The following is a 22,906-nucleotide window of genomic DNA, read 5'->3' on the forward strand; positions in this document are numbered from 1 at the left end:
ACCTCCGATGTACGACTTCAACGCCCCGGCCGATGGGGACAAGGCGACGCTCTTTAAGGATCTGCTGGCCGCTGCGGAAGCGGTGACGAATGATGAACCCGACGCGATCGCTAATATGGCGAATGTGGCTGCCCTGATCTGGCAGTTTCTGCCGGACCTCAACTGGTCGGGCTTCTATCGCATGGTAGGGGGTGAACTGGTGCTCGGGCCTTTCCAGGGCAAGCCTGCGTGCATCCGCATACCCTTGGGCCGCGGCGTCTGCGGTACGGCAGCAGCTTCAGGGCAGACGCAACTGGTCGAGGATGTTCATGCTTTCCCGGGGCACATCGCTTGTGACGCGGCAAGTGCTTCCGAGATCGTCGTGCCGGTTGAGGTGAATGGCCAGGTTGTCGCGGTGCTTGACCTCGACAGCCCCACCCCAGCGCGGTTCGATGCTGCCGACCGGGAGGGGCTGGAGATGATCATGGCACGTATCGGCAAGCGCCTGGCCTGAAAGCTGCTTCGTTTCGGGACAGGCTTCGCCCTCCACCCGCGTGGATCGGGATGGATCATCATGCTAAACCAACCGTTAACATCGCGGCTGCGCATGGGGCGGCCTTGAACAAACGGGGAGTTTCGCATGCGGATCTGGAGCATCATGCTGGTCGGCACCGGCCTTGCTATCGGCCTAGCCACACCGGCAATGGCAAATGGCAGCGGCGCAGCGCTCCCGATGATGGGCAAAGGCTTTTCCGGCGCGCGCCCTGTTCATGCCGGGATGCATCGCGGGACCGTCGCTCATCGCTGGGGTCCGCGCGTTCAGGGCCGTTGGTTCGCAGGATGGTATGCGCCGGGCGGGTGGGGTGCCTACAGGAGGCCGGTGGTGGGGTATGTCCTGCCTTCCTACTGGACCCGCCCCGCCTATCGCATCGGAAATCATGGCAGCTATGGCCTTCCGGCACCCGTCGCCGGATATGGCTGGTCCCGCTATTATGATGATGCGGTGATGGTCGACGATCAGGGACGTGTGCGCGACTATCGCAGCAACGTCGATTGGGATGCTCAAGATGGTGATCGCGCACGGCCGGGCGTCCCCTATGATGACGATGTGACCGCGCATGATGGCCCTCCTCCGCCACCCCACGAATATGAGGGGCGCTGGACCGGAACCTGGCGCGATGAAAACGGCCGGACAGTGAGCGGCGAGTATGAAGGCCGCTTCGAAGGCGAAGCGCAGAGCAACTACGGTGTCGACTATGACGCTCCGCCTTATTCAGCACCGCCTGCCGTGGTCCATCACAGCGGTCCCGGAGCACCGATGGTGACGACGACGCAGGCTCCCGGCTACATCGCTGGCGGCTACTATTATCCCGGGGCGACAACCACGACGATAGTGATCGATCCCCGCTAACCGACACGCGTCGTCAGGGCGACCGACGCAACCACAGCCTGAGTCAGCGGTTTTAGCCTGGCAGCAAACCATGGCTACCGGGAGGCGAGACATGCTTCATCATGTGTCGGTTGGAACCAATGACGTCGAACGCGCACGGGCCTTTTATGACCCGCTGATGGCGCTTCTGGGATATCGCAGCGTCCGCGACTATCCGCATTCGCTGGATTATGGCGTCACGGACGTGGTGTTCAGCGTGGAAACACCGGTGGATGGAGAACGGGCATCGTCCGGGAACGGCGTCCATATCTGTTTCGAGGCAGCCGACCGGGACACCGTGCGGGAGTTTCATCGGCTGGCGCTGGAACTAGGCGGAACGGACGAGGGAGCGCCGGGCGTGCGGCCGAACTATGATGCGCACTATTATGGCGCATTCGTCCGCGATCCCGACGGCAACAAGATCGAGGCTGTCACGCTTGTCGCGAAATAGGTCCTAAAGAAGCGCCAAAAGCGCTCCGAACAATCATCATTTCCGGAAGATGCCCGCCAGTTCGATCGGCAGCGGCGGTTCGTCGCGCGGCAGAACGCCTTGGATGGCCCGATCCTGCTCCATCGGGTCGAAACGGACCCAGCCGCTGCGGCTCAACTTTTCCAGCGGACGATAGCGGACCTTATATTGCATCCGCTGCGAACCTTCGACCCAGTAGCCGAGATACACATAGGGCAGACCGGCTTTCGCGGCGCGCAGGATGTGATCCATGATGATGAAGTTGCCGAGGCCCTTGCGATGCTCCAGCTCCGTATCGAAGAAGCTGTAGATCATCGACAGGCCATCGCCCTGCCGGTCGGTGAGGCATGCGCCGATCAGCTTGCCGGGGCGGCCATTCCTACCCGGCTCGCGATATTCGACCACATGGCTTTCGACCGGAGTCTGTTCGACCATGTCGGCGAAGTCCATCTCGTCCATCTCGGTCATGCCGCCGCCGGGGTGGCGCGCCTTGAGATAACGTTGGAGCAGTTCGAACTGTTCTTCGGTCGACCAGGGCTTGCAAGCCGTCACGACGAGGTCGCTGTTGCGGCGGATAAGCTTGCGCTGCGTGGTGTTGGGCGTGAATTCGCCCGCCACCACACGCACCGAAACACAGGCGGAGCAGTCGGCGCAACTCGGCCGATAGGCGACGTTCTGGCTGCGGCGGAAACCAATGCGGCCAAGCGCGTCATTCAATTCCGACGCATTGTCGCCGTTCAGTTCGGTGAAAACCTTACGCTCGCTGCGGCCCGGCAGGTAGGGACACGGGCTGGGGTTCGTCACGAAGAAGCGCGGGAAACGAAATGGTGCGCTCACGCCACGGTCTCCGTCAAAACGCTGCGCCAAACTTGAGTCATGGACAGACTATGACGCCCGCAGCCGTCCGTGAAAAGGTTATTTACCACGAAAAATGCGCCGCCCCGGATCAAGGCGCAAATCAGGCAACCTCGATCGGCGCGACCTCATATCCAGCGGCTTTGAGCGCCGTGATCAGACGGTCGAGATGCTCGCCATCGCGCGTTTCACATTCGACATCCAGGCTGAGGCCCTTCGCCGGAAGATTGGTGAAGATACGCTGGTGCGACAGCTCCAGGATGTTGACCGCTTCCTGATCGAAGATGCGCGCAACATGGAACAAAGCGCCGGGACGATCCTGCAGGATGATGCGCAGGCGCGCCAGGCGGCCCGAGCGCGCGAGGTCACGCAGCAGCACGTTCGCCAGAAGGCGCGGATCGATGTTGCCGCCCGTCAGGACCAAGCCCACATTACGGCCCGCGAACAATTCCTTATGCGTCAGCAGCGCGGCGAGGCCAGCCGCACCCGCGCCCTCGACCACCGTCTTCTCGATCTGGAGCAGCAGGCTCAGCGCTTCTTCCAAATGGCGTTCGTCGACCAGCAGCACATCGTCGGCCAGACGCTCCACGAAGCGGCGCGTCAGCTCGCCGGGCTGCTTGACGGCAATGCCTTCCGCCAGCGTATCGCCATCGCAGGCAAGGTTCGTCTGCTTGATGTGGCTGTACATGGACGGATAAAGTTCCGCCTGCACGCCATAGATGCGGATATCGGGCTTCATCGCCTTGGCCGCCGTAGCCATGCCAGAAAACAGGCCGCCGCCGCCGATCGGTATGACAAGTGTGTCGATCTCCGGCGCGTCCTCCAACATCTCAAGCGCGACAGTGCCCTGCCCCGCCATGATGTCCGGTTCATCGAAGGGATGGACGAAGGTCAGCCCATGTTCCTTGGCGAGTTGGCGCGCATATGTGCTGGCATCGTCGAACTTCTCGCCATGCAGCACGACCGTCGCGCCATGCCCTTGCGTCTGCGTGACCTTCACGGTCGGCGTCGTCACTGGCATGACGATCGTCACGGGCACGCCCAGGCGGCGGCCATGATAGGCAAGCCCCTGCGCATGATTGCCGGCGGATGCGGCAATTACGCCCTTTTCCTTTGCGGCAGCATCCAACTGAAGCAGGCGATTGAGCGCGCCGCGCTCCTTATAAGCGGCGGTGAACTGAAGATTTTCGAACTTCAGGTAAACCTTGCAGCCCAGCATGTCGGACAAGGTCTGGCTGATCAGCGTGGGGGTGTGCACGACCGCGCCCGAAATGCGCACGCGTGCCGCCAATATGTCATCGACGGTTACGGGCAGCGGCATTGCGCTTTCGATCTTGCTCAACGTGTTCATGCGCTCGCCCCTAGCGGAAATTTAGCTCGGAAGGAACTGGCCCTTGGCGAAATCTCGCCCTATGGCAAAAGGCCACGCGGCTAACTGTACGAGGCATATGGCTAATATCGCGTTTATCGGTCTGGGCGTCATGGGCGGCCCCGTCGCCGGACATCTGGCGAAGGCCGGGCACCAGCTGACCGTCTATAACCGGTCGATCGGCAAGGCGAAGCAATGGGCGGAGGCCTATGGCGGCGGCGTCGCCGTCAGCCCGGCCAAGGCGGCGGAAGAGGCCGAGATCGTGATCAGCTGCGTCGGTAATGACGATGACCTTTCGCAAGTGACTCTCGGCAAGGAAGGCGCATTCCGCTCGATGAAGCCGGGCAGCCTCTTCATAGATCACACCACCGTATCTGCGCGGATTGCACGGCAGCTGTTCGTCGAAGGCGAAAGCCGGGGACTGCATTGCGTCGATGCCCCGGTTTCAGGGGGACAGGCGGGCGCGGAGAATGGCCGCCTCTCCATCATGTGCGGTGGAACCGGGCCTGCTGTCGAAGCGGCGAGGATCGTCATGCAAAGCTATGCCGCGCGCATCGTGCATGTCGGCGGCGCAGGCGCGGGCCAGACAACCAAAATGGTGAACCAGATCTGCATAGCCGGCGTTCTGCAGGGGCTTTCCGAAGCGCTGCGCTTCGCTCAAGCAGCCGAACTCGATCTGGACAAGGTCTTCGAAGCTGTATCGGGGGGCGCGGCGCAGAGTTGGCAGATGGAAAATCGTTGGAAGACCATGGCTCAGGACAGTTTCGATTTCGGCTTCGCCATTGATTGGATGCGCAAGGATCTTGGCCTTGCCCTTGAAGAAGCGCGCGCCAATGGTGCGACCCTGCCCGTGACCGCATTGGTTGATCAATTCTATGCCGATGTGCAGGCCATGGGCGGCAACCGGCAGGATACAAGCGCGCTGGTCAGGCGGATCACCAAGGCATGAAGCGAGCCCTTTTGGCGGCCGTCACCGCGCTTGCTCTGCCGTTCCCCGCATTCGCGTCCGGTGTCATAGACAATGTGAACGGCATCGCCGTCGACGCCAATGGACGCACGGTGCGCTTTCGCGCGCTGCTGATCGACGATGAAGGCAAGGTCGAGAGGCTGTTGCCGGGCCGCTATGAAGCGCCGCCCCGCAAAAAGAAGCTCAAGAAGGGCGAGACCTGGCCCAAGGGGCTGGACTTTCAGTTGGATGGCGGCGGGAAGACGCTGATCCCTGGCCTCATCGATGCGCATGGCCATGTCATGGCGCTGGGACTGACGCAGGTAACACTCGACCTTTCCGACACGCGATCACTGGCAGAGGCGCAGGCCAAGATAAGGGAGTATGTCGCCGCCAATAGCGGGCGGAAATGGATAATCGGGCGGGGCTGGAGCGCGGAACGTTGGGGGCTCAATCGCGCTCCGACCTCTGCTGAACTCGATGTTGCCACGGCTGACGTGCCGGTCTGGCTGGAAAGCGCTGACGGTCAGGCGGGCTGGGCCAACTCGGCTGCGATGAGGGCTGCCAACATAAGCGCGGGGAGCAAGGCGCCAGTCGGCGGCCGGATCGAAATGGCCGGAGGCAAGCCGTCTGGCGTGTTCGTGGGCAAGGCGATGGACATGATCCAACGGGTGGTGCCCCCGCCCGCCCCTAAAGACCGGGACATCGCGCTGGAAAAGGCGCAGCAGTTACTGCTGGCCAATGGCGTCACCGGCATCGCCGACATGGGCACGACGATCGAGGATTGGCAGGCGTTCCGCCGGTCGGCTGATCGCGGCGCGCTGCGGGTGCGGATCATCTCCTATGCGCAGGGCCTCGACAATATGGTGCTGATCGCAGGACCTGAGCCTACGCCATGGCTTTATGAGGACCGGCTGCGCATGGGCGGGCTGAAGCTCGAACTGGATGGATCGCTGGCCTCGCGCGGGGCGTGGCTCAAGGCCGACTATGCGGACGCGCCCGGGCAGCGTGGATATTCGCTGACCCCCTCGACGCAGATGCGCAACATGATGAGCCGCGCGGCGATGGACAATTTCCAGATCGCCGTCGATGCCACGGGCGATGCAGCGAATAGCGAGGTGCTGGACGCGATCACGGAGCTCGCGCTGACCTACAAGGGCGACAGGCGCTGGCGGATCGAGCAGGCAGCCATCGTCGATCCCGCCGACCTGCCCCGCTTCGGGCAAAATGGCGTCATTGCGTCAATGCAACCTGCGCGGTTGGCGACCGATTGGCGCGTATCGGTAGCACGTCTGGGGGAAAAGAGAGTGAGCGGCGGCTATGCCTGGAAGACGATGCTCGACAACAGGGTCCCGCTGGCATTCGGATCGGGCGCACCCGTTACGACACCCAACCCGTTCGCCGGCATGGCAGTAGCGATGAGTCGGGAAGACGGCTCGGGTGAACCCGCTGGCGGATGGACGCCCCAGCAACGCGTAAGCTTCGACGCCGCACTCGACGGCTACACGCGGCAGGCGGCCTTTGCAGGCTTTGCCGAAAAGCGGTTCGGTAGCCTGATCCCCGGACAGCGGGCCGATTTCATCCTGATAGACCGGGATATTTCCGTCGCTCGTCCCAACGAAGTACGGGCCACGCAGGTTCTGGAAACCTGGATCGGCGGCAAACGGGTCTATATGAAGGGCAGCAAGCCCTAGAGCACGTCGCCCGAAGCTTTCATCGCCTCATCGATCGTTTCCACCAATGGCGGAAGGACGGGCTTGTCGCAGCCCACCGCTTTCATATGGGCGCGCAGCGCATCCATGCGCCCAAGGTTCCAGCGGGCGAGCGGCACGCCGAGCGGCCGGAACTCAGCCCGATCAAACAGCTCCACGACATAATGTTGGCAAAGGCCGTCCACCTGTTCCAACGTCAGCATGCCGAGGTTCATGACCATCGGCCGTCCCGGCACTCCGTCTCGCCCACGCACCAGATCGGTAACATACAGGCCACCGCGGGGGTCAACCAGGACGACGTCGGCTTGCGACGCGTCGATCATGCGGTGGCTGGCGGCATAGGGCGCAACGAAAACATGGGTCCGCCAGACCAGAAAGGCGCTCATGACCAGCGTGATCACGACGCCCAGATAGAGCGGCCGCATCGCCGCTGGTCGAAAGCGGGCCCATCCAAGCCCTGCCAGCAGGCAGAACGGCCCGATGAAGCCATGGGCATAGCGAAACCCCCAGCCATAGCCCTGCGCCAACGCCAACGCGCAACCGGCAAAGCATCCAAGCGCCAGCGGAAGCGCGATCTCCTGGCCTCGGAGCGCGTTGCGCCACTTCATCGCCGTCACGCCCAACGCGGCAAGCGGCACCATCAATATGTTATTCCATGCGGCGAAGCGGCTGAGATTGACCAGCGGCTGCCACCGGTCCCCCAAACGTTCAAACAAGCTGCCGACCTTGTCCGCGACCCCTGCGGATGGTCGTACATCGGATGCGGGGCCAAGCAGTTGGACGAGGAAACCCGGCCATAGCTTTGCCCAGACGATAACGATGGCAACCAGGACGAGGATGTGAAAGGCGGCCACCGCCCAGCGGCGCGACAACAGCATCCACAAGATGAAGGGCGCGATGAAAATCGGCGGAAAATGCCATTGGTGCAGCCCTGCGGCGAGCAGTGCCACTGCACCCGCGCTGACATGCCCCACAATGCCCCCCCGCAGGACCAGCGCGAGCCAGATCATGTTGAGCGCGAAATGGCCAGTCATGGCATAGGGGGTCATCGCCGTGACCCACAGCTGCGTAGACGACAACGCCAGCAGCATTGTCACCCAAACAGCATCGCCCCGCGTCGGAAAGAGATGCAGCGCCACGCGCCACAGGGCGAAAAGCCCCGCGATCAACAGTGCAGGACCCGCAAGGTTAGGATCCCCCATCCGCCAGAACAGCGCCTGGATCGCGCTGTTCACCGGCAGATAAGCGGCGGTCCAATAATCCGCAGCGCCGAAGGGAGAGAAAAACTCCGGCATGATCGCACGCCGATAGGGCTCCCATTCGGCGGGGATCGGTCGGGCGAGCAAGCCTTCGCGCATATAGGCAGCGGCAAAGCGTGCCACTTCCTCATCGCGCGAGATCGCATAATTCTGGAACAGCCAATAATGACCGGCCCAGGCGATGAGGCCGAAGACTACTATCAGCGGCACGATCACGCGCGCGCGCGGCCTGGGTAGGCGAAATCCCATCCCTTCCGCAAGAGGGGCAGCCAGAGCCATCAGGAAGAGGCCACCCAGGAGCGCCGGAAAATCCTGATCCAGAAACAGGATGACAGCCAGGCTGACGCCCTGCCGATATGTCACATGCCACAGGAACGTCGCGCCCACCCATAAGGCAAGGCCGATCGCGCCCGCCAGAAATAGGCGCCGGGCATCAACAGATCGGACTGGTGGCGCGTACATCAGCTTCCTTGCGGGAGCAGCGCCCGGTTGACGAAAACGCCGTCCATTTCGACGAGGAGGGGGAAATGCCCCTTGTTGTTGGCGAAGAAGGCCGACGGCATGAAGCCTCTCTCTTCCAACCAGTCGATCATGGCGCGATAGCTGGTCCCGCCTTCATAGATGGGCCGCACGCCAAGTTCTGTTTGCACGCCCGCCATGTTGGAGATCAGCGCGCCCGCGCCTTCGCACACCGACAGGTCATGGCCCTGCGTATCCATCTTCAGAAAGGGGCGCGAAAAGCCATGCTCAGCCTGAAGCTCTGGGAAAAGCCGATCGATCCGCCTGCACTGCATCTCGACTGTGCGCGTGACACGATTGCGATCGGCAAAGATCGCATCCTGCTCATCCGAGGGCTTCTTGAGTGAGCTGAACTGATCGGCCGCCATGATGTTGAAGCTGGCTGGCCCGTCAAAGTCGGACAAGGCCAGGTTGAAAACACGCCATTTGCGATCGGATGCCGCCCGGCGGGACAGTTCTTCGAAAATATCGGGATTGGGTTCGAAGGACAGGATCGTGCCGGAAAAGCCCGCATCCTTGCGCAACATGGTCGCATATTGCCCGCGGTTGGCGCCCACGTCAAACACGCAATCGATCGCAAAAGCGGAGAGGAAGCGGCGAAGCGCCTGAATTTCAGGATATTGGTGCACACGGCCCGCAATGGCGAGGCGCACCGCCAGCGCGCGGTCGGCCAGTTCGCGAACATATCGGCTCATCCGCGCGTGGCCATAACTGAGCGGTAGATGCCGATCGTTGCCAAGGCCATGTCCTTCCAACTGCCCATATTCTCACCATAGGCGCGTGCCGCCGCGCCAGCTGTCTGCCTGATGGCGGGGCTTTGGAAGAGCCGCAAGAGGGCTTGAGCAAGATCGGCCGGATTTCCGGCCTTTGTACGGATCGCCACGTCTTCGGGCAGAGCCGCGAACATGCCCACGTCCGATGTCACCATCGCCTTGCCATGATGCAGAGCCGAAAGGAACGCACCGCTGGAATCGATATGGCGATAGGGAAAGATGATGGCATCCGCCTTCGCCATATGGCCGTCGAGCCGATGCTCGGAGAGGAAGCCAAGATCGGTGATCAGCCGGTTGCCAAAGCCCGCCTTGTTCACGCTGTCGAGCAGCGGGCCGATGTCCATGAAGGGTTTCCCGGCAAGGACCAGTTCGAAGACATGACCAGCCCGCCAGAGCGAGAGGCATGCTTCGACCAATATGTCGATGCCCTTATAGGGCCTGATCGTGCCGAAGAAGAGCAAGCGCGGCATGGAAGGGTCGGCGATGGCGGCCAGATCTGCGGCACCGGCTGAAGCAAGGCGCATCGGAGGGTGCGGCGTAACATGGATGCGCGCCGAAGCGATGCCCTGCGCCTCCAGTGCCTCGCGGGTCGTATCGCCATGCACGATCAGCGCATCGAACATGTCGAGCAAAGCGCGATATCCCCTGCCCTGCACACCAGCATCCGCATGATAGGCATCCGCATTGTGGACCGTATGGACCAGCGCCACCCGCCCCTTCAAACGGCGCAGGAGCAGGCGGTCGGCGGGCGCGAGCGGCAACCACTGGAAATGAGCGACATCTGCTGCTGCCAGAGCGCTGGTCCGACCAAAAGCGCAATCCGTGCCATATTCGGCGGCCTTGAGCAGCCGGAAAGCCTTCCCCTCGCCCAGTCTTGTGCGCAGCGCCTCGCTCCGCCGGAAATAGTGCGGCTCGTAGCGATATCCTTCCGGCGTGATGGCATCCGTCTGGCGCATTGGCCGTCCGAACAGGGCCACGTCAGCGCCCTGGCCGGCCAAGGCCGCGCACAGACTGTCATCATATCGCCCAGTAAAGAGCGACGGATCGATCATCGCAACCTTCATCGCGCGGCCGTTTCAGCCAGGAGGCGGCGTAAGGAAAGCGCGTGTAGCGCGGCAACCAGGATCATCGTCAGCGCGTAGAGCGCGAGGAACCCCCGGTCGAACCAATCCCCGAACAGCATGGCCAGCGGCACGCTGAGCAGCGATCCGGCAAGGAATGGTAGCGAGCGCTTGAGCAGATGGGAAAATCGTCCCAACGCAGCCTGAACATAGACGGAAACGCAGATCATGGTGAGCGCCAGCAAGGCTCCATCGATGAGCAACAGGTCGACCATGCCGATGGCGGCGCGGCCCGCAAAGAGTTTGGTGAAAATCCATCGCCCAACCAGCAGGAGCGCAACCGAAGCGGTGAGCGCAAAGACGACAGCAACTGACAAAGCGCGGATCAGCAACTGACGCAGTCGAGCGGGTTCTCCGGTATGAAAGGCGCGGGTTATGCGGGGAAGCGCGGCTTCCACCATCGCCCGGATGGCCATGGAAAGCGCCCGCGACATCTTGAAGAAAAAGTCGAAGAGCAGCATCGGCCGGGCGTCGTGGGTGGCAGCCGCTATGGTAAAATAGGGCGCGTTATAGGCGACGATCTCCGAGATGGTGAACAACGCCGATGCGCCGATATCCTGCAGATAATGGGTGCGCACATGCGTCCCACCCCGGCTGAAGGCGAGCCAGTCCTGCGCCGTCATCCCCAACCGGCGATGCACCAGCGCGATGGCATATCCGATCACGGTCAGGCTGATCAAAATTTGCAGCGCAACCGACAGGCGCGCGTCCAATCCTTTCAGGATCAGCAGCAGCAATGCGATCGTCATCAGCCGCCGCACGCAATCCAGCATTTCCCAGATGAAATTCCCGTCCACCGCCGCCAGCGCTCTTTTGGCGAGCAAGGCGGGCAAGTTGATGCAGGCGGAAAGGAAGAAGAGGATGAACAGAAGCGGCATCGTCGTATCGAGCCCGCCAGCCACAAGCGCGACCAGCAGGATCACGACACCGCCAAGTATCAGCATGGCGAGGAACAGGAAAAGGACGCCCATCTCCTCAAGCCGGAAGCCATCAGCACTCCCCTCCCCATGGGCCAGCCAGTAGCGCCGCAGCCGGGCATAAATGATGCTGGTCAGGCCAAATTCGGCTGAAATGGTGAAGTTGCCAAAGGCGACCAGCAGCAGGAACGCCTGAAATTCGCGCAGCGGCAGGACACGCACGAAAACATAAGTGACAGCAAATCCCCAGATCAGCGTCAGCCCGACATTGGCAAGCTTGATGAGCGCGATGAAGCGGGCGGACCCTTCCATCCTGGTGATGGTCCTGCCGAGCAGCGCGCTCACCCCGCGGTGCTTCCCACCGGCTTGCGGGCACGAAACAGGCGATCGTCGAGCGCGAAGAAATGGCGTGTGTCGGCATCGATGCCGCTTGCGTCGATCTCTTCCAGCTGGAACCCCGCATCCCGGATGCGGTCCGCGAAGTCGAGTCCATATTGGCGAACATGGTCCCACTGACCAAATCGCCGTTCCCGTTCACGCGGCGGGATGTCGAAACTGCCGTCCTCAGTCGGCTTGTCCCACAAGGGCACGATCAGCCAGGCTTCACCACCGGGCTTGAGCGCTCGATAGATATTGCGCAGGACGGCTTGATCGTCCGGCACATGCTCCATGACATGGCTGGCGTAGAACAGGTCATAGCGGTCCGCATCGGCCAGCGCCATCAGGTCAACGCGGCGCATGCCCGGGACGGAATAGCGCGCCGGATCAAGGTCGGCTGGCACATAGTCGGCGGCGGTCGAAAAGCGACGGACCAGGCTGCCTTCGTTGGGCGCCATGTGCAGAATGGCGCCTTGTTCCGGGACCGTGAGAGTCTTTTCCGCGATCAGAAGGTTCATCAGCCGCTCGCGTGGCGAGGCGCCACAGTTGGGGCAACCCCATTCCGCATTGTCGCCATAGCGGAAGAAGCCGACGACCGACTGGCCGCAAGCCGTGCACGCCCGATTGGCGCGCGCACCTATCGCCTTGCGCAAGACGAGCATGGTCCGGGTCAGATGCTTGCCGGCGGCCTTTGCCACCCGCTGGAAAGTAATCACGCCTTGGCTCCGATCAGCATTGGGAGGGCCTATACATCATGCCCGGCCTTTGGCGAGAGGGATCAGCGTGACTTGGCGGGATTCCAGATGGTGACGGTGCGGCCCGACATGGCCTTCATTACCCCCTGAAGCGTGGCCGCATAAGCGATGAGAATGTCTGTCAGAGCGGCTATTGGGCCCGACTTGGCCCGCATCCCGAGCATCAACAGAAGCAAGGCGAAGAACGCCGCGGCAAGCGCCAGCAGAGGGGATATTCTCAACGCCAGCGACAAGGCCGCAAGCCCGCCGGTCAGGATGAACACGCCCCCGAACCACCTGATGATCTTGCGCGACGCATATTTGAAGCGGTCGAGCGCCCCCATGCGCCGAAGCTGAGGCCGAAGATGCTGATGCGTGTGCCAGGCCCGTGCGGCAATGCGGACCTTCCGACGATATTCATCGCCTCTGCCCGCAACCAGCCTTTCCCTGGCGATAACATCCTTGGCCTTGACCAGACGCGCGCCCGCAAACACCACCGCCATCGACACCGTCAGGTCATCAAGCACGCTATCGGGGAAGACGGGATAGAGGCTGCGACGGATGGAAAAGATCGATCCGTCCGCGCCCAGCACATTGCCGGTGCGCGATTCCTCGTCCTTCAAACGCTCCTCGATCCGCCAATAGAGCGAACCCACCGATGCCGTCGCGCTGTCCCCTTCACCCATATAGTGCAGCGAGCCGAGCACCCCACCCACCTGCGGATCGGCATAGCGGGCGAGAAGATTGCCGATCGCTCGTTCATCCAACATCACATTGGCGTCCGTGAAGATCAGGACGTCACCTGTAGCGCGCGCCGCCAATTGCTTCATGCCATGCGCCTTGCCACTGCGACCTGGTCCCCGGATCAGCGTGACCAGATCGCCCTCTGCGGCGATCAGGGCCGCCGTTTCATCGGACGATCCATCATCGAACGCCAGGATCTCCAGGTCTGGATGGAGGCACTTCAACATTGCGAGATTGGCGAGCTTCTCGGGCATCGCCGCAGCCTCATTATAGGCGCAGAAAAGCAGCGAAGCTGAGGGGGCAGCACCCGCTCGGAGTGCCTCCGGCTTAGTAGGCAGAGCGCGCAGGATCAGCGGATAGAACAGAAACGGCCAAAGCAGCGCCACGATGGAGGCGAAAAGGATAAGCAAAAGGGTCAGGTCCAGCGCACTCATCAATAGGCCTTGTGATGCACGAGCACGCCGATGGTCGCGACGATGATCCGCAGGTCGCGCCAGATCGACCATTTCGTCACATATTCAAGGTCCGACTGGAGCCGGTCGATCAGGTCCTGATGATGGTCGGTCGATCCGCGATGGCCGCGAACCTGGGCAAGGCCGGTCATGCCGGGTTTGATGCAATGCCGCTCCCAATAGCGCTCATCGACTTCCCAATAAAGGCTGTCGCCCGCTCTCGCCGCCGCGGCATGGGGACGCGGTCCCACGATGCTCATGTCGCCGCGCAGCACATTGAACAGCTGCGGCAGTTCATCGATGCTGGTACGACGCAGGAAACGCCCGACCGGCGTCACCCGATCGTCGTCACGCGCCGTCAGCTTGTCCGCATTGTGATCGGCCGCCTCGATCCGCATCGACCGGAACTTGTAGATGCTGAACGGCCGGGCATCGCGCCCGATGCGCGGCTGCTTGAAGAGGATCGGGCCGGGACTGGTCAGTTTCACCGACAGCGCGGCAGTGATCAACACAGGCGACATGATGATGGTCGCGACAGTCGCGACGATGATGTCGAAAATCCGCTTGATGATGCGGTCGCGGAACTGGAAGGGACCGCCAGCAACGATGATGGTCGGTTGGCCGTCGAACTCATCCACGCGCGCCGGGGCGAAGCGCAGCAGTTCCGGGACCACGATTTCCCCGCGCGCGGAAAGAGATTTGAGCGCCACCGACCAGTCGCTCATCCGCTCCATCGGACATGCGACGATCACGCGCTCCGCCATGCCGACAGCCGCCGCCAGTCGTGCCGCCATGTCGGCATCGTGGCGGCCAGGACGCAGGTTCGCGGCAGCAGCGTCGATCACTTCCATGTGCGCGCCAGTCTCGATGTCCACGCCATCCCGGATGACGGCAGTGAGATGCGGCACCTCGCCCAGCAAACGAGCCCCAAGCCGGGCAATCGCCAGGCGCACCAGCGCCACGCTGACGGCGGAAAAGCCAAGGCCGGTGATGAAGGTCAAACGGGAAAGCTGTTCAGCGATCTTGCCGAGATAGACCACCAGCAGCATCAGCAAGGCCGCTTGCGCCAAGGCCAGCAGCCCGCGAAAGATGCCACGCCGGATGTCGTCCAGCATATGAATGCCGTAAGCACCGCCTTGCACCGCCAGCAAGATGTAGAGCGGCGCTACCATGGCGAACATGACCAGACCATGCGGCTTCCCCGGCTCGCCGAGCAGCGCGCCGAGCACGAACCAGTTCGCCAGCAGGAAAGACAGGAACAGCCCCGCCAAGTCTCCAAGGAGGCACAGCAGATAAAGTCGCGCCCGAACGATTTCCTTCGAAACTGTCACTTGCGTCCTTGCTTGCCCTTGACCCGCCCGCTCCGTTGGCACCGGTATGACTTGCATGCAAGGTTTTGCATGAAGGGCCCGTGTCGCCAACCGTCTGCGCGGCGGTCAGAGCCCGAACAAACGGGCGAGCGACTTGTCCAGCATCAGTAATTGCCAAAGCAGGCGACCATGATCCGCCATTCCGGCCTTGTGATCGGCCGCGATGCGCCCCAGCGCCTTGGCATCGAACCAGCCCGTCCGGGCAAGCGCCGATCCGCCAGCGATGGCACTCGCCTCACCCGCCAGAGGCCCCCGGAACCAGCTGCTGATCGGCGTGACGAACCCCATTTTCTGACGATAGAGAATGTCGTGGGGCAGGTAAGGCTCCATCGCCTTCTTCATCAGATATTTGCCACTGTTGCCCCTGATCCGCTGGGCCACCGGCAGGCGGGCGGCGAACTCCACCAGCCGATGATCGAGCAATGGCTCACGCGCCTCCAGCCCCACGGCCATGCTCATCCTGTCGGTCTTGGTCAGTATGTCGCCGGGCAGCCAGATATGAATGTCGGCATATTGCGCCCGGTCCAAGGGGTCACGCGCGGGCGCCTGCGCCATCGCGCGGACATAGCGGTCCTCCGCCCGATAGGCTCCCAGTCGGCTCCGCATGTCCTGGCTGAACAGCTTCTGGCGAAGAGCATGGGGGGTAACGCTGACGGACGCCGCATAGGCTTCGCTCCCCTCGCCTGCCAATTCAAGGAAGGTGGACTTCGCCCGCAGCGATCGAGGCGCCCAATCGGCCTTGGGATACCAGCGGCCCAACGTGCCGAACAGCGGTTCGCGAACCGATGCGGGGATAAGCGCGCGCACCCGCTCCCCCTGCATTTGAAACCGATGGCGGCGATATCCGGCAAAGGCTTCGTCCGCGCCGTCGCCTGACAAGGCCACCGTCACCTTCTCCCGCGCCAGTTCGCACACCCGGTAGGTAGGCAGCGCGGAAGCATCAGCAAAAGGTTCGTCGAAATGAAAGGCAAGCGTATCGATCAGACCATAATCGTCAGGCGACACGATCCTCATGCGGTGATCTGTGGCAAAGCGCCGGGCGATCCGGTCGGCATAAGCGCTTTCGTCCAGGCTCGCGACATCGAAGCCGATGGTGCAGGTCTTCACCGCCTGGTTGGAAGCCTCTGCCATCAGCGCCACGACGCTGGAACTGTCCACCCCACCGGACAGGAAGGCGCCCAGCGGCACATCGGACACCATCCGCGATCGGACCGCCTGCCGCATAAGGGCGACCAGTTCTTCCTCAAGAGCCTCCGGCCTTGCCTTGCTGCGTTCGGCGAAGCTCACGTCCCAATAGCGCTGCGGCTGCGGCACGGGCCGCCCGCGTACCAGCCGCAGGGCATGCCCCGCCCCCAGCTTGCGCACGCCTGCAACGATGCACGCGTCGTCAGGCACATAGCCATAGGCCATGAAATCTTCGACCGCAGCCAAATCCGGTGCGCGGCGCAGCAACGGGTGGGCAAGAAGGCTCTTCAATTCCGATCCGAAGATCAGGCTGCCATCCGAAAGCTGGGCATAATGCAGAGGCTTGACCCCCAGCCGATCGCGCACCAGCCAAAGCGACTGCGCCCGCGCGTCGAACAGGGCAAAGACGAACATGCCATGGAAGCGCTCGACACAGGCCTCGCCCCATTGGCGATAGCCGTGGAGGATGACTTCGGTATCGCTGTCGGTGCGGAACACATGGCCTTTCGCCTCAAGTTCGGCGCGAACCTCGGCAAAATTGTAAATTTCTCCGTTGAATGTGACTGCAAGGCTCTCGTCCTCGGTCAGCATCGGCTGTGCCCCCCCGCCAAGGTCGATGATCGAAAGGCGCACATGCCCCAGCCCCACGCCCGGCGCTGTCCAAACGCCGCTGCCGTCCGGCCCGCGATGCGGCATGACGTCCAGCATGGCGCGCACCCGCGCCGGATCGACCGGCTTGGCCGTTTCAAGATGGAAGATGCCCGCTACCCCGCACATGCGAACGGGCTTTAGCGGATGCCGAGGCTGCGGTCAGCCAAATCCTTCACATCGCCAATGTCTTGCAGGAACAGGGCGATGGCGGGATCAGCGGGCTTGCCCTGCCTCTCTTCGGCCGAAACGATGATGGCAGCCGCTCGCTGATCGCGGCCAAGCAGCCGGGCGAACATCGTGTCGATCTTCACGCGCGGCGCGCTGCCCGTCACAGCGGCGTCTCCGACCTTGTAGAAGCTGACCGCGTGGCGGACCACCGGGCCAGGTGCAGTGATCTGCTCGCCCCGGCCATTGGCGGGAGCGGGCGCAGGGGACGACCATGACCAGCGCTGATCGGGATCGACCACGCCCTGAGCGAAGCCGACAAGCTCGCGCCCCTCATCCTGCCGATCGAAGGTGGCGATGGCGAGGTCGACCACCTCTCCCGCCGGATTCCGGTAGCGGCCAAGGACAAGATAGTCCGCTCCATCAAATCGCGGCCTCCAAGGGTAGGTGGGCTGGGCGGGAGTCAGAACCCAACCCTTGACCGGAGGCAGGAGCGGCGCAGCGGGCAGCGGCTTGCTCGCCGCCGCGCTCACTATCAGCCAAACGGGAGGGGTCAGTACTAACGCGCTAGCCGCACCGCCTGCAACGATGAGCGGAAGGCGGCCGCGGGTGGTAGCGCGAAACTTAGCGGGATCGAACCATGGGTCGCCCGGCCGCCGATCAAAGAATGGCCACGCCACCGCCATCGCCACAACCATGATGATCGCAAAGAAGACCCAACCATATATGACATGGTCAAAGCCAACTGCGGTCTCGATGCTCGTCAGATGCGCCACCCATATGGTCGCGAAGGCTCGCAGGCCATTGGCCAGCACCGCCAGCAGCAGCGCGCCCACCAGGAAGAGGATACGACGCACCCAGCTTGAAAAGCAGACATTGCAGACCAGCACGCCATAGGCGGTCATGGCGATCACGAACTTCGCGCCCGAACAGGCTTCTGCCACCCGGAAATATCCGGTCTGCGTCGTTATGAAGATGCCGTCGAGATGCGCGGGAACGCCGACGATCCCGAGAAAGACCATGCAGAGCCGCGCCGTGATCAATTGCAGCGGCGCGACCAGTTCCTCCCCCACCGGAATCATGAAGAAGGCATAGAAAAGAGGGAATAGCAGCGCCCTCGCCACGGCAGGGCCTAGCAGCGTGACCACGCTGCCCTGCAACATCAGGATGATCGCGGCATGGCGGAACAACGCTACGCCCGCCGCCGCTCCAAGTAGCCAGGCGAATGCGCCCAACGCCATCCAGAGCAATCCGGGGGCCCAGGCGACAGGCCGAAGCTGTCGCAAACCGGGAAGTCTCTGCTGCACCAGCCATGCGATCAGGAACGGAATGAAGAGGCAATGGCCGAAAGTGGAGGCGTTCCACCAGATCGATACCATCCCCGCCACGTCGCGATGAAAGAGCGTCAGGATCAGCAACGCCACGACGCCCAGCGCGGCGAGATGCCCTCGCCAGCCTTCGACGCCGACGCTACGCATTTGCGGCAGGGGCAACGTCCCGTCGGTCACGCGGCAAGGATACCCTTGGCGGGCAAAGGGCCGAACAGCATCTCCGGCAAGTCCTTCAGCGTTTCGTCCCACCTGTAACGTTGCTCTACGCGCGAGCGGGCAGCGTCGCCCAGCCGCCGGGCACGTTCGGGATCGGCAAGCAGCGCGCAAATGCTGTCAACCTCTTCGAGAGGATCAGCCGCGATGAGAAAATGCACTCCGTCCTGCGCGTCGATGCCTTCGGCTGCTTGCGGTGACGCGACGATCGGCCGCGCCATGGCCATCGCCTCCAGCACCTTATTTTGTATTCCGCGAGCGATCCGCAGCGGCGCGACCACGATATCCGCCGCCGCCAGCCAGCCACGAACATCGGGCACCGCACCGGTCACGACGACTCCGGGGAGTTGAGACAAGGCGCTCACCTGCGGAGAGGGATTGCGCCCGACAATGGCAAAGCAAGCTTCAGGATGCCGGACCCGCAAGGCCGGCAAGCTGTCGCGCGCGAAGCTCTCCACCGCCTCGATATTTGGCCGATAGTCCATTTGTCCTGTGAACACGATGAGTGGACCGCCAGGCTGGGGGACCGCGTCGAAATCTGCCGCCGGATCGAAATATTCCAGCGCAACGCCATTATCCATCCCGGCAACGCGCGCCGTGTCGAGGCCGCTCGAGGCGCGGAACAGCGCGGCCTCCGCTTCGCTCACAAAAGCGCTGATGTCGGCGCGTGCGGCTGTGGCGCGCTCAAACTCAAGCAGCACGCGTCCTTCGCGCCGGTTGATCCACCCCATGGGCCCGCCGCCTGCCGCGCCATAGCTCGCATATTTGGCGGAGTCGAAATCGACAAAGTCCATGACGAAGCGGACGCCCTCCGGAAGATCGGGCACGAAATGCGCCATCTGCACCGAATATCCCATCACGGCCGCAATCGGCCGCTCCGCTAAAGTCTTCCGCACCCATCGATGCAGGCGCGGGTCATCGAACAGGGACACCAGCATCGACTGCCGCTTCGCAAGCCCGGCAAGCCCAGCCATGACGCGGGACCGGTCCCGCTTCAGCACGCACTGGCTCGCCGTCATGTCAGCCATGGCCGGTGCGAAGCTCAGATCGCGATCATCATCGGCAAAGCAGCCGACATGCACAGGCCCGATCTCCGCAAGCCGCCTCAATATGTGGTAGGACCGGATCTTGTCGCCCCGATCGGGCGGAAAAGGAATGCGGTGGCAAAGGAAGAGGATCTCGCCCGTCATCCCAGCCCCCGGGAGATCAACGGCCCGATCAGGTTGGCGATGGGCAGCGGCAGCTTCTTCCACATCTCCACGCGGCGCTGATAATGCGCGCTATTGGGGTTTATATCGCGCCGTTCGCCCGTTGCCGACCAGCTGTGATAGGCGAGCGGCACGGGATCGAAACCGAAGCTCTTCTTCCATGCAGCCTGCCCGCTCCCCGTCTTGGATCGCCCGAAGTCAAAGATGCGCATGCCGCGCGTCCGCCCGTGGCCCATCAGCCGGTAATACATCAGTTCGTTGGAACGCAGCCGGCGCGCATCCGCGACGCCGCCGCCCCAAAAAGGCATGACCCGCCCCTGATGGTAGAGCGTCAGCACTCCCGAAACCGGCCGGTCGCCCTCATAGACGATCAAAATATCCGCGTCCTCGCCGAACGCCGCCAGCACTTCGCGAAACAGGCGTTTGGGAAAGACCGGCGTCCCGAGATTACGCACGCTCTGCGCATAAACATCATAATGTGCCTGCACGAGACGTTGGTCCCGCCCAACCTCGGCCCGCAGTGCCGGATTAGCCAGTGCCTTGCGCAGTTCCGCACGGTGCTTGCGCGGCACCGCGAGCAACTCGGCCTCATCATCCGGCGCGATCGGCCGGACGAAGCCGAGATGACTTCCTTCGTGCACGCACCAAGGCTCGCCCGGCGACGAGCCCCCACGCAGTTCGACCGAACCGATCCGGCGGTCGCGCGCGAGCCCTTCAGCTGCGCAAGCAAGTGCCGAATGGATGGCAGGATCGCCAGCCAATATCCCGCCGTCGACGGCAAAGCCCGAAGACACCAAAGCCTCCCCAAATAGGCGGCTCTTCATATGCGTGAGCGGCAGAAGTCCAGCAATCTGCCCGGACGAAGCCACTGCGGCCAGCATATATGCACGGTTGCCGGTCCCCCGCTCGATGGCCTTGATCCAGGCGGGCCGATGGAAGGGCGTTCCGTCCGCGCTGCCCTTCACGAAGGCATCCGCCGCGGCGACTTGTGCCGCATCATCCAGGTCCAGCGCGACCACGCCCACACCGGCCCCACCATCCAGCCTCATGCCGCGCGCTCCGCCTCGCGAGCGACCAGCGCATCCACCCGCGTCCAGGCAAAATCGGCGGTCAGCCGCCGCAGCTTGTCCGCCATGACGGACAGGTTGCTGTAATGGCGCAGGCGCGACCTGAGCGGTGCTCCGGCGACGCGGGGTTGATCGGGATCGATCTCCCACGGATGGAAATAGATGATCGCAGGCCGTTGCTCCCGCCCATTCACTTGCCGGATCGCCCAGCGCGAAAAGCCATAAGGCAGCAGCCGGAAAAACCCTCCGCCACCAGCCGCGAGCCGCCGCCCGCCAAACTCGGCTGTCGTCACTGGCAGCTCAAGCAAATCCTGCCCCGCCACCGGCCGCCAGGCAAAGCGCGGCGATTCAGGCCAGCCATAATGGTCATGCCGGATCGGCGCGACGCTGCTCGAATAGCGGTAGCCTTCCTCCGCCAATATGCCATGCGCCCAGGGCGCGCGATGATCGATCGAAAAGCTCGGCGCGCGATAGCCGATGACGCGCTGCCTACTGGCATCCTCCAACAGCGCGCGCGACCGTCGCAAATCGGCGCGGAACGCTTCCGGGCTCAATGTGAAGACGCGCGCATGGTCATAGCCATGGCTCGCCACTTCATGCCCCGCCTCCGCGATCCGCCGCATCAACGCGGGATAGCGCTCCGCCACCCACCCCAGCGTGAAGAATGTCGCGCTGACTCCTGCTTCGGCGAACAGGGCCAGCACGGCATCCGTGTTGCGCTCAACCCGGTGCGTCAGTCCGTCCCACGAAGACCGGCTGATCGTCCGCTCAAAGGCGCCGACATGGAACCAGTCCTCCACATCGACCGACAGGGCATTCAGCACCATGATCGCGGTCAGGCGGCAGCGCTGTGCGGCGCGTCGCCCATCCGCTGTTCACGTTCGACCCAGTCCACCAGCAGCGTCAGCACGCGGCGAAGCGCCGTGTCCTGCTCACCGACACGGAATTCCAGTGCGGAAAGCCGCTCCTCGATCAGCGTGAAACAATCCTTCAGCGCCTCGGGATCGACCGTCTGCATGGTGGCCTGCTCAAGCCGGAGCGACTCGACGTCAGCACGCAGCCCGGCAATCTCGTCCATCAACGCAGGCGAAGGCTCGGGCTGGCGTGACCGCAGCGCATTGAGTTCAGCGCGCAAGGTCTCGCGCGCAGGTTCCGCCTGCGATGCCACAGCCGCAGCAGCGGGCGCCGCAGCAGGCGCTTCGTCCGCACGGTCCAGCACGGATGACGGCATCGGCTGCACGGCCGCGTCGCTGTCCGCGCCCATATCTTCGATCACCGCCTGCACCGCTGCCGCATCGATCTCCGACAACTGGTCAAGCGCTCCCAGCAGCAGCACACGGCTAGCGAGCACGTTGACCCGGCGCGGAACGCCCCCGGTAGCGGCATAAATCGCCGCGAAGGCATCGGGGGTGAAATGCGGATCGCCATTCCACCCGACGATCGACAGGCGATGCAGGATATAAGGCTCGATCTCCTCGGGCTGCATCGGATCGAGATGATGAGTCGCGATCACGCGCTGGCGCAACTGCTCCAACTGGGCCGATTTCAGCAGGTCGCGAAATTCCGGCTGCCCGAGCAGGAATATCTGCAACAAAGACTGTCCGCCCAACTGGAAGTTGGACAGCATGCGCAGCTCTTCGATGGCCGAAACGGACAGGTTCTGCGCCTCGTCCACGATCAGCAAGGACCGTCGTCCCGCCCGCGCCTGCCCATGCAGGAAGGCTTCGATCTGCCGCAAAATCTGTGCCTTGGGCATGTCCTCGGTCGGCAAGCCAAAGCTCTGCGCCGTCAAGCGCAGCATGTCGTCGCCGCCCACCTGCGTCGACACGATCTTTACGGCGGTCAGCCGCGCCGGGTCGATCGTCGCCATCAGATGTCCGACCAGCGTGGTCTTGCCCGCGCCGATGTCGCCCGTAATGACGATGAAGCCTTCGCCCTGTGCCAGGCCATAGCCCAGATAGGACAGCGCCTTCCTGTGCGTCGCGCTTTCGAAATAGAAATGCGGATCGGGGGTCAGCTGGAATGGGCGGCCCTCAAATCCGTAGAACTGGTCGTACATC

The 22,906-nt window shown here is 63.1% G+C and carries 20 protein-coding genes; 5 read left to right on the forward strand and 15 right to left on the reverse strand.

What is annotated here, in order from left to right:
• The first annotated feature begins 7 nt into the window (after window positions 1-7).
• The 3 genes from MU848_RS08995 (at window position 8) to MU848_RS09005 (ending at window position 1,859) form a co-directional block, all read left to right on the forward strand.
• Window positions 8-493, forward strand: a complete 486-nt coding sequence (locus MU848_RS08995) for a GAF domain-containing protein (protein ID WP_097091443.1) — start codon at window positions 8-10, stop codon at window positions 491-493.
• Between the two features lie 126 nt (window positions 494-619).
• Window positions 620-1,390: an RcnB family protein gene (locus MU848_RS09000; RefSeq protein ID WP_247231247.1), complete on the forward strand. Its 771-nt coding sequence runs from the start codon at window positions 620-622 to the stop codon at window positions 1,388-1,390.
• Window positions 1,391-1,481: 91 nt separating this feature from the next.
• Window positions 1,482-1,859 carry a VOC family protein gene (locus MU848_RS09005; RefSeq protein WP_097091442.1) on the forward strand — a complete coding sequence of 126 codons (378 nt, stop codon included), beginning with the start codon at window positions 1,482-1,484 and terminating at the stop codon, window positions 1,857-1,859.
• Between the two features lie 36 nt (window positions 1,860-1,895).
• Here MU848_RS09005 and MU848_RS09010 read toward each other — a convergent pair whose 3' ends face one another.
• Complete coding sequence (locus tag MU848_RS09010) at window positions 1,896-2,714, reverse strand: arginyltransferase (protein WP_247231248.1); 819 nt, start codon at window positions 2,712-2,714, stop codon at window positions 1,896-1,898.
• Window positions 2,715-2,835: 121 nt separating this feature from the next.
• Window positions 2,836-4,083 carry a threonine ammonia-lyase gene (locus MU848_RS09015; protein ID WP_201513742.1) on the reverse strand — a complete coding sequence of 416 codons (1,248 nt, stop codon included), beginning with the start codon at window positions 4,081-4,083 and terminating at the stop codon, window positions 2,836-2,838.
• Between the two features lie 97 nt (window positions 4,084-4,180).
• On the opposite strand from MU848_RS09015, the gene MU848_RS09020 reads away from it, so the two are divergent.
• Window positions 4,181-5,050, forward strand: a complete 870-nt coding sequence (locus MU848_RS09020; RefSeq protein WP_247231249.1) for an NAD(P)-dependent oxidoreductase — start codon at window positions 4,181-4,183, stop codon at window positions 5,048-5,050.
• Window positions 5,047-6,741, forward strand: coding sequence for an amidohydrolase (locus tag MU848_RS09025; protein WP_247231250.1), 1,695 nt, complete (start codon window positions 5,047-5,049; stop codon window positions 6,739-6,741). Before MU848_RS09020 ends, MU848_RS09025 begins: the two co-directional genes overlap by 4 nt.
• Here MU848_RS09025 and MU848_RS09030 read toward each other — a convergent pair.
• From MU848_RS09030 to MU848_RS09090, 13 genes are all read right to left on the reverse strand, one after another.
• Window positions 6,738-8,480, reverse strand: coding sequence for an MFS transporter (locus MU848_RS09030; protein WP_247231251.1), 1,743 nt, complete (start codon window positions 8,478-8,480; stop codon window positions 6,738-6,740). The genes MU848_RS09025 and MU848_RS09030 overlap by 4 nt on opposite strands.
• Window positions 8,480-9,232 (reverse strand): FkbM family methyltransferase, encoded by a 753-nt coding sequence (locus tag MU848_RS09035; protein WP_247231252.1) that lies wholly within the window; start codon window positions 9,230-9,232, stop codon window positions 8,480-8,482. Before MU848_RS09035 ends, MU848_RS09030 begins: the two co-directional genes overlap by 1 nt.
• Window positions 9,229-10,374 (reverse strand): glycosyltransferase family 4 protein, encoded by a 1,146-nt coding sequence (locus MU848_RS09040; protein ID WP_247231253.1) that lies wholly within the window; start codon window positions 10,372-10,374, stop codon window positions 9,229-9,231. Before MU848_RS09040 ends, MU848_RS09035 begins: the two co-directional genes overlap by 4 nt.
• The gene (locus MU848_RS09045) at window positions 10,371-11,660 is read right to left on the reverse strand and encodes a hypothetical protein (RefSeq protein WP_247231739.1); all 1,290 of its coding nucleotides are present in this window, start codon (window positions 11,658-11,660) and stop codon (window positions 10,371-10,373) included. The genes MU848_RS09040 and MU848_RS09045 overlap by 4 nt, the downstream gene beginning before the upstream one ends.
• A 29-nt stretch (window positions 11,661-11,689) precedes the next feature.
• Window positions 11,690-12,442 carry a class I SAM-dependent methyltransferase gene (locus tag MU848_RS09050; protein WP_247231254.1) on the reverse strand — a complete coding sequence of 251 codons (753 nt, stop codon included), beginning with the start codon at window positions 12,440-12,442 and terminating at the stop codon, window positions 11,690-11,692.
• A gap of 62 nt (window positions 12,443-12,504) precedes the next feature.
• Window positions 12,505-13,638: a glycosyltransferase gene (locus MU848_RS09055; RefSeq protein ID WP_247231255.1), complete on the reverse strand. Its 1,134-nt coding sequence runs from the start codon at window positions 13,636-13,638 to the stop codon at window positions 12,505-12,507.
• Complete coding sequence (locus MU848_RS09060; protein WP_247231256.1) at window positions 13,638-14,987, reverse strand: exopolysaccharide biosynthesis polyprenyl glycosylphosphotransferase; 1,350 nt, start codon at window positions 14,985-14,987, stop codon at window positions 13,638-13,640. Before MU848_RS09060 ends, MU848_RS09055 begins: the two co-directional genes overlap by 1 nt.
• Before the next feature lie 105 nt (window positions 14,988-15,092).
• Window positions 15,093-16,988 carry an XrtA/PEP-CTERM system amidotransferase gene (locus MU848_RS09065; RefSeq protein ID WP_247231257.1) on the reverse strand — a complete coding sequence of 632 codons (1,896 nt, stop codon included), beginning with the start codon at window positions 16,986-16,988 and terminating at the stop codon, window positions 15,093-15,095.
• A gap of 11 nt (window positions 16,989-16,999) precedes the next feature.
• A complete protein-coding gene (gene xrtA, locus MU848_RS09070) occupies window positions 17,000-18,505 on the reverse strand; it encodes an exosortase A (RefSeq protein WP_247231259.1) in 1,506 nt (501 codons plus the stop codon).
• A 26-nt stretch (window positions 18,506-18,531) separates the two neighbouring features.
• Entirely contained in the window at window positions 18,532-19,761 is a 1,230-nt protein-coding gene (locus MU848_RS09075; protein WP_247231262.1) for a TIGR03087 family PEP-CTERM/XrtA system glycosyltransferase, read from the reverse strand.
• Window positions 19,758-20,828 carry a FemAB family XrtA/PEP-CTERM system-associated protein gene (locus MU848_RS09080; RefSeq protein ID WP_247231264.1) on the reverse strand — a complete coding sequence of 357 codons (1,071 nt, stop codon included), beginning with the start codon at window positions 20,826-20,828 and terminating at the stop codon, window positions 19,758-19,760. Before MU848_RS09080 ends, MU848_RS09075 begins: the two co-directional genes overlap by 4 nt.
• A complete protein-coding gene (locus tag MU848_RS09085; protein WP_247231266.1) occupies window positions 20,825-21,673 on the reverse strand; it encodes an XrtA system polysaccharide deacetylase in 849 nt (282 codons plus the stop codon). Before MU848_RS09085 ends, MU848_RS09080 begins: the two co-directional genes overlap by 4 nt.
• An 8-nt stretch (window positions 21,674-21,681) precedes the next feature.
• The gene (locus MU848_RS09090) at window positions 21,682-22,905 is read right to left on the reverse strand and encodes an XrtA/PEP-CTERM system-associated ATPase (protein ID WP_247231268.1); all 1,224 of its coding nucleotides are present in this window, start codon (window positions 22,903-22,905) and stop codon (window positions 21,682-21,684) included.
• Window position 22,906 lies beyond the last annotated feature (1 nt).

The sequence above is a fragment of the Sphingobium agri genome (genome assembly GCF_023051225.1).
GTDB lineage: Bacteria > Pseudomonadota > Alphaproteobacteria > Sphingomonadales > Sphingomonadaceae > Sphingobium > Sphingobium agri.

Coding starts and splice junctions, on each gene's coding strand:
- MU848_RS08995 (WP_097091443.1), top strand. CDS start 8: ATGTACGACTTCAACGCCCCGGCCGATGGGGACAAGGCGACGCTCTTT.
- MU848_RS09080 (WP_247231264.1), bottom strand. CDS start 20,828: ATGAGGCTGGATGGTGGGGCCGGTGTGGGCGTGGTCGCGCTGGACCTG.
- MU848_RS09045 (WP_247231739.1), bottom strand. CDS start 11,660: ATGGAAGGGTCCGCCCGCTTCATCGCGCTCATCAAGCTTGCCAATGTC.
- xrtA (WP_247231259.1), bottom strand. CDS start 18,505: ATGCGTAGCGTCGGCGTCGAAGGCTGGCGAGGGCATCTCGCCGCGCTG.
- MU848_RS09015 (WP_201513742.1), bottom strand. CDS start 4,083: ATGAACACGTTGAGCAAGATCGAAAGCGCAATGCCGCTGCCCGTAACC.
- MU848_RS09020 (WP_247231249.1), top strand. CDS start 4,181: ATGGCTAATATCGCGTTTATCGGTCTGGGCGTCATGGGCGGCCCCGTC.
- MU848_RS09030 (WP_247231251.1), bottom strand. CDS start 8,480: ATGTACGCGCCACCAGTCCGATCTGTTGATGCCCGGCGCCTATTTCTG.
- MU848_RS09065 (WP_247231257.1), bottom strand. CDS start 16,988: ATGTGCGGGGTAGCGGGCATCTTCCATCTTGAAACGGCCAAGCCGGTC.
- MU848_RS09085 (WP_247231266.1), bottom strand. CDS start 21,673: ATGGTGCTGAATGCCCTGTCGGTCGATGTGGAGGACTGGTTCCATGTC.
- MU848_RS09075 (WP_247231262.1), bottom strand. CDS start 19,761: ATGACGGGCGAGATCCTCTTCCTTTGCCACCGCATTCCTTTTCCGCCC.
- MU848_RS09090 (WP_247231268.1), bottom strand. CDS start 22,905: ATGTACGACCAGTTCTACGGATTTGAGGGCCGCCCATTCCAGCTGACC.
- MU848_RS09000 (WP_247231247.1), top strand. CDS start 620: ATGCGGATCTGGAGCATCATGCTGGTCGGCACCGGCCTTGCTATCGGC.
- MU848_RS09025 (WP_247231250.1), top strand. CDS start 5,047: ATGAAGCGAGCCCTTTTGGCGGCCGTCACCGCGCTTGCTCTGCCGTTC.
- MU848_RS09005 (WP_097091442.1), top strand. CDS start 1,482: ATGCTTCATCATGTGTCGGTTGGAACCAATGACGTCGAACGCGCACGG.
- MU848_RS09040 (WP_247231253.1), bottom strand. CDS start 10,374: ATGAAGGTTGCGATGATCGATCCGTCGCTCTTTACTGGGCGATATGAT.
- MU848_RS09055 (WP_247231255.1), bottom strand. CDS start 13,638: ATGAGTGCGCTGGACCTGACCCTTTTGCTTATCCTTTTCGCCTCCATC.
- MU848_RS09035 (WP_247231252.1), bottom strand. CDS start 9,232: ATGAGCCGATATGTTCGCGAACTGGCCGACCGCGCGCTGGCGGTGCGC.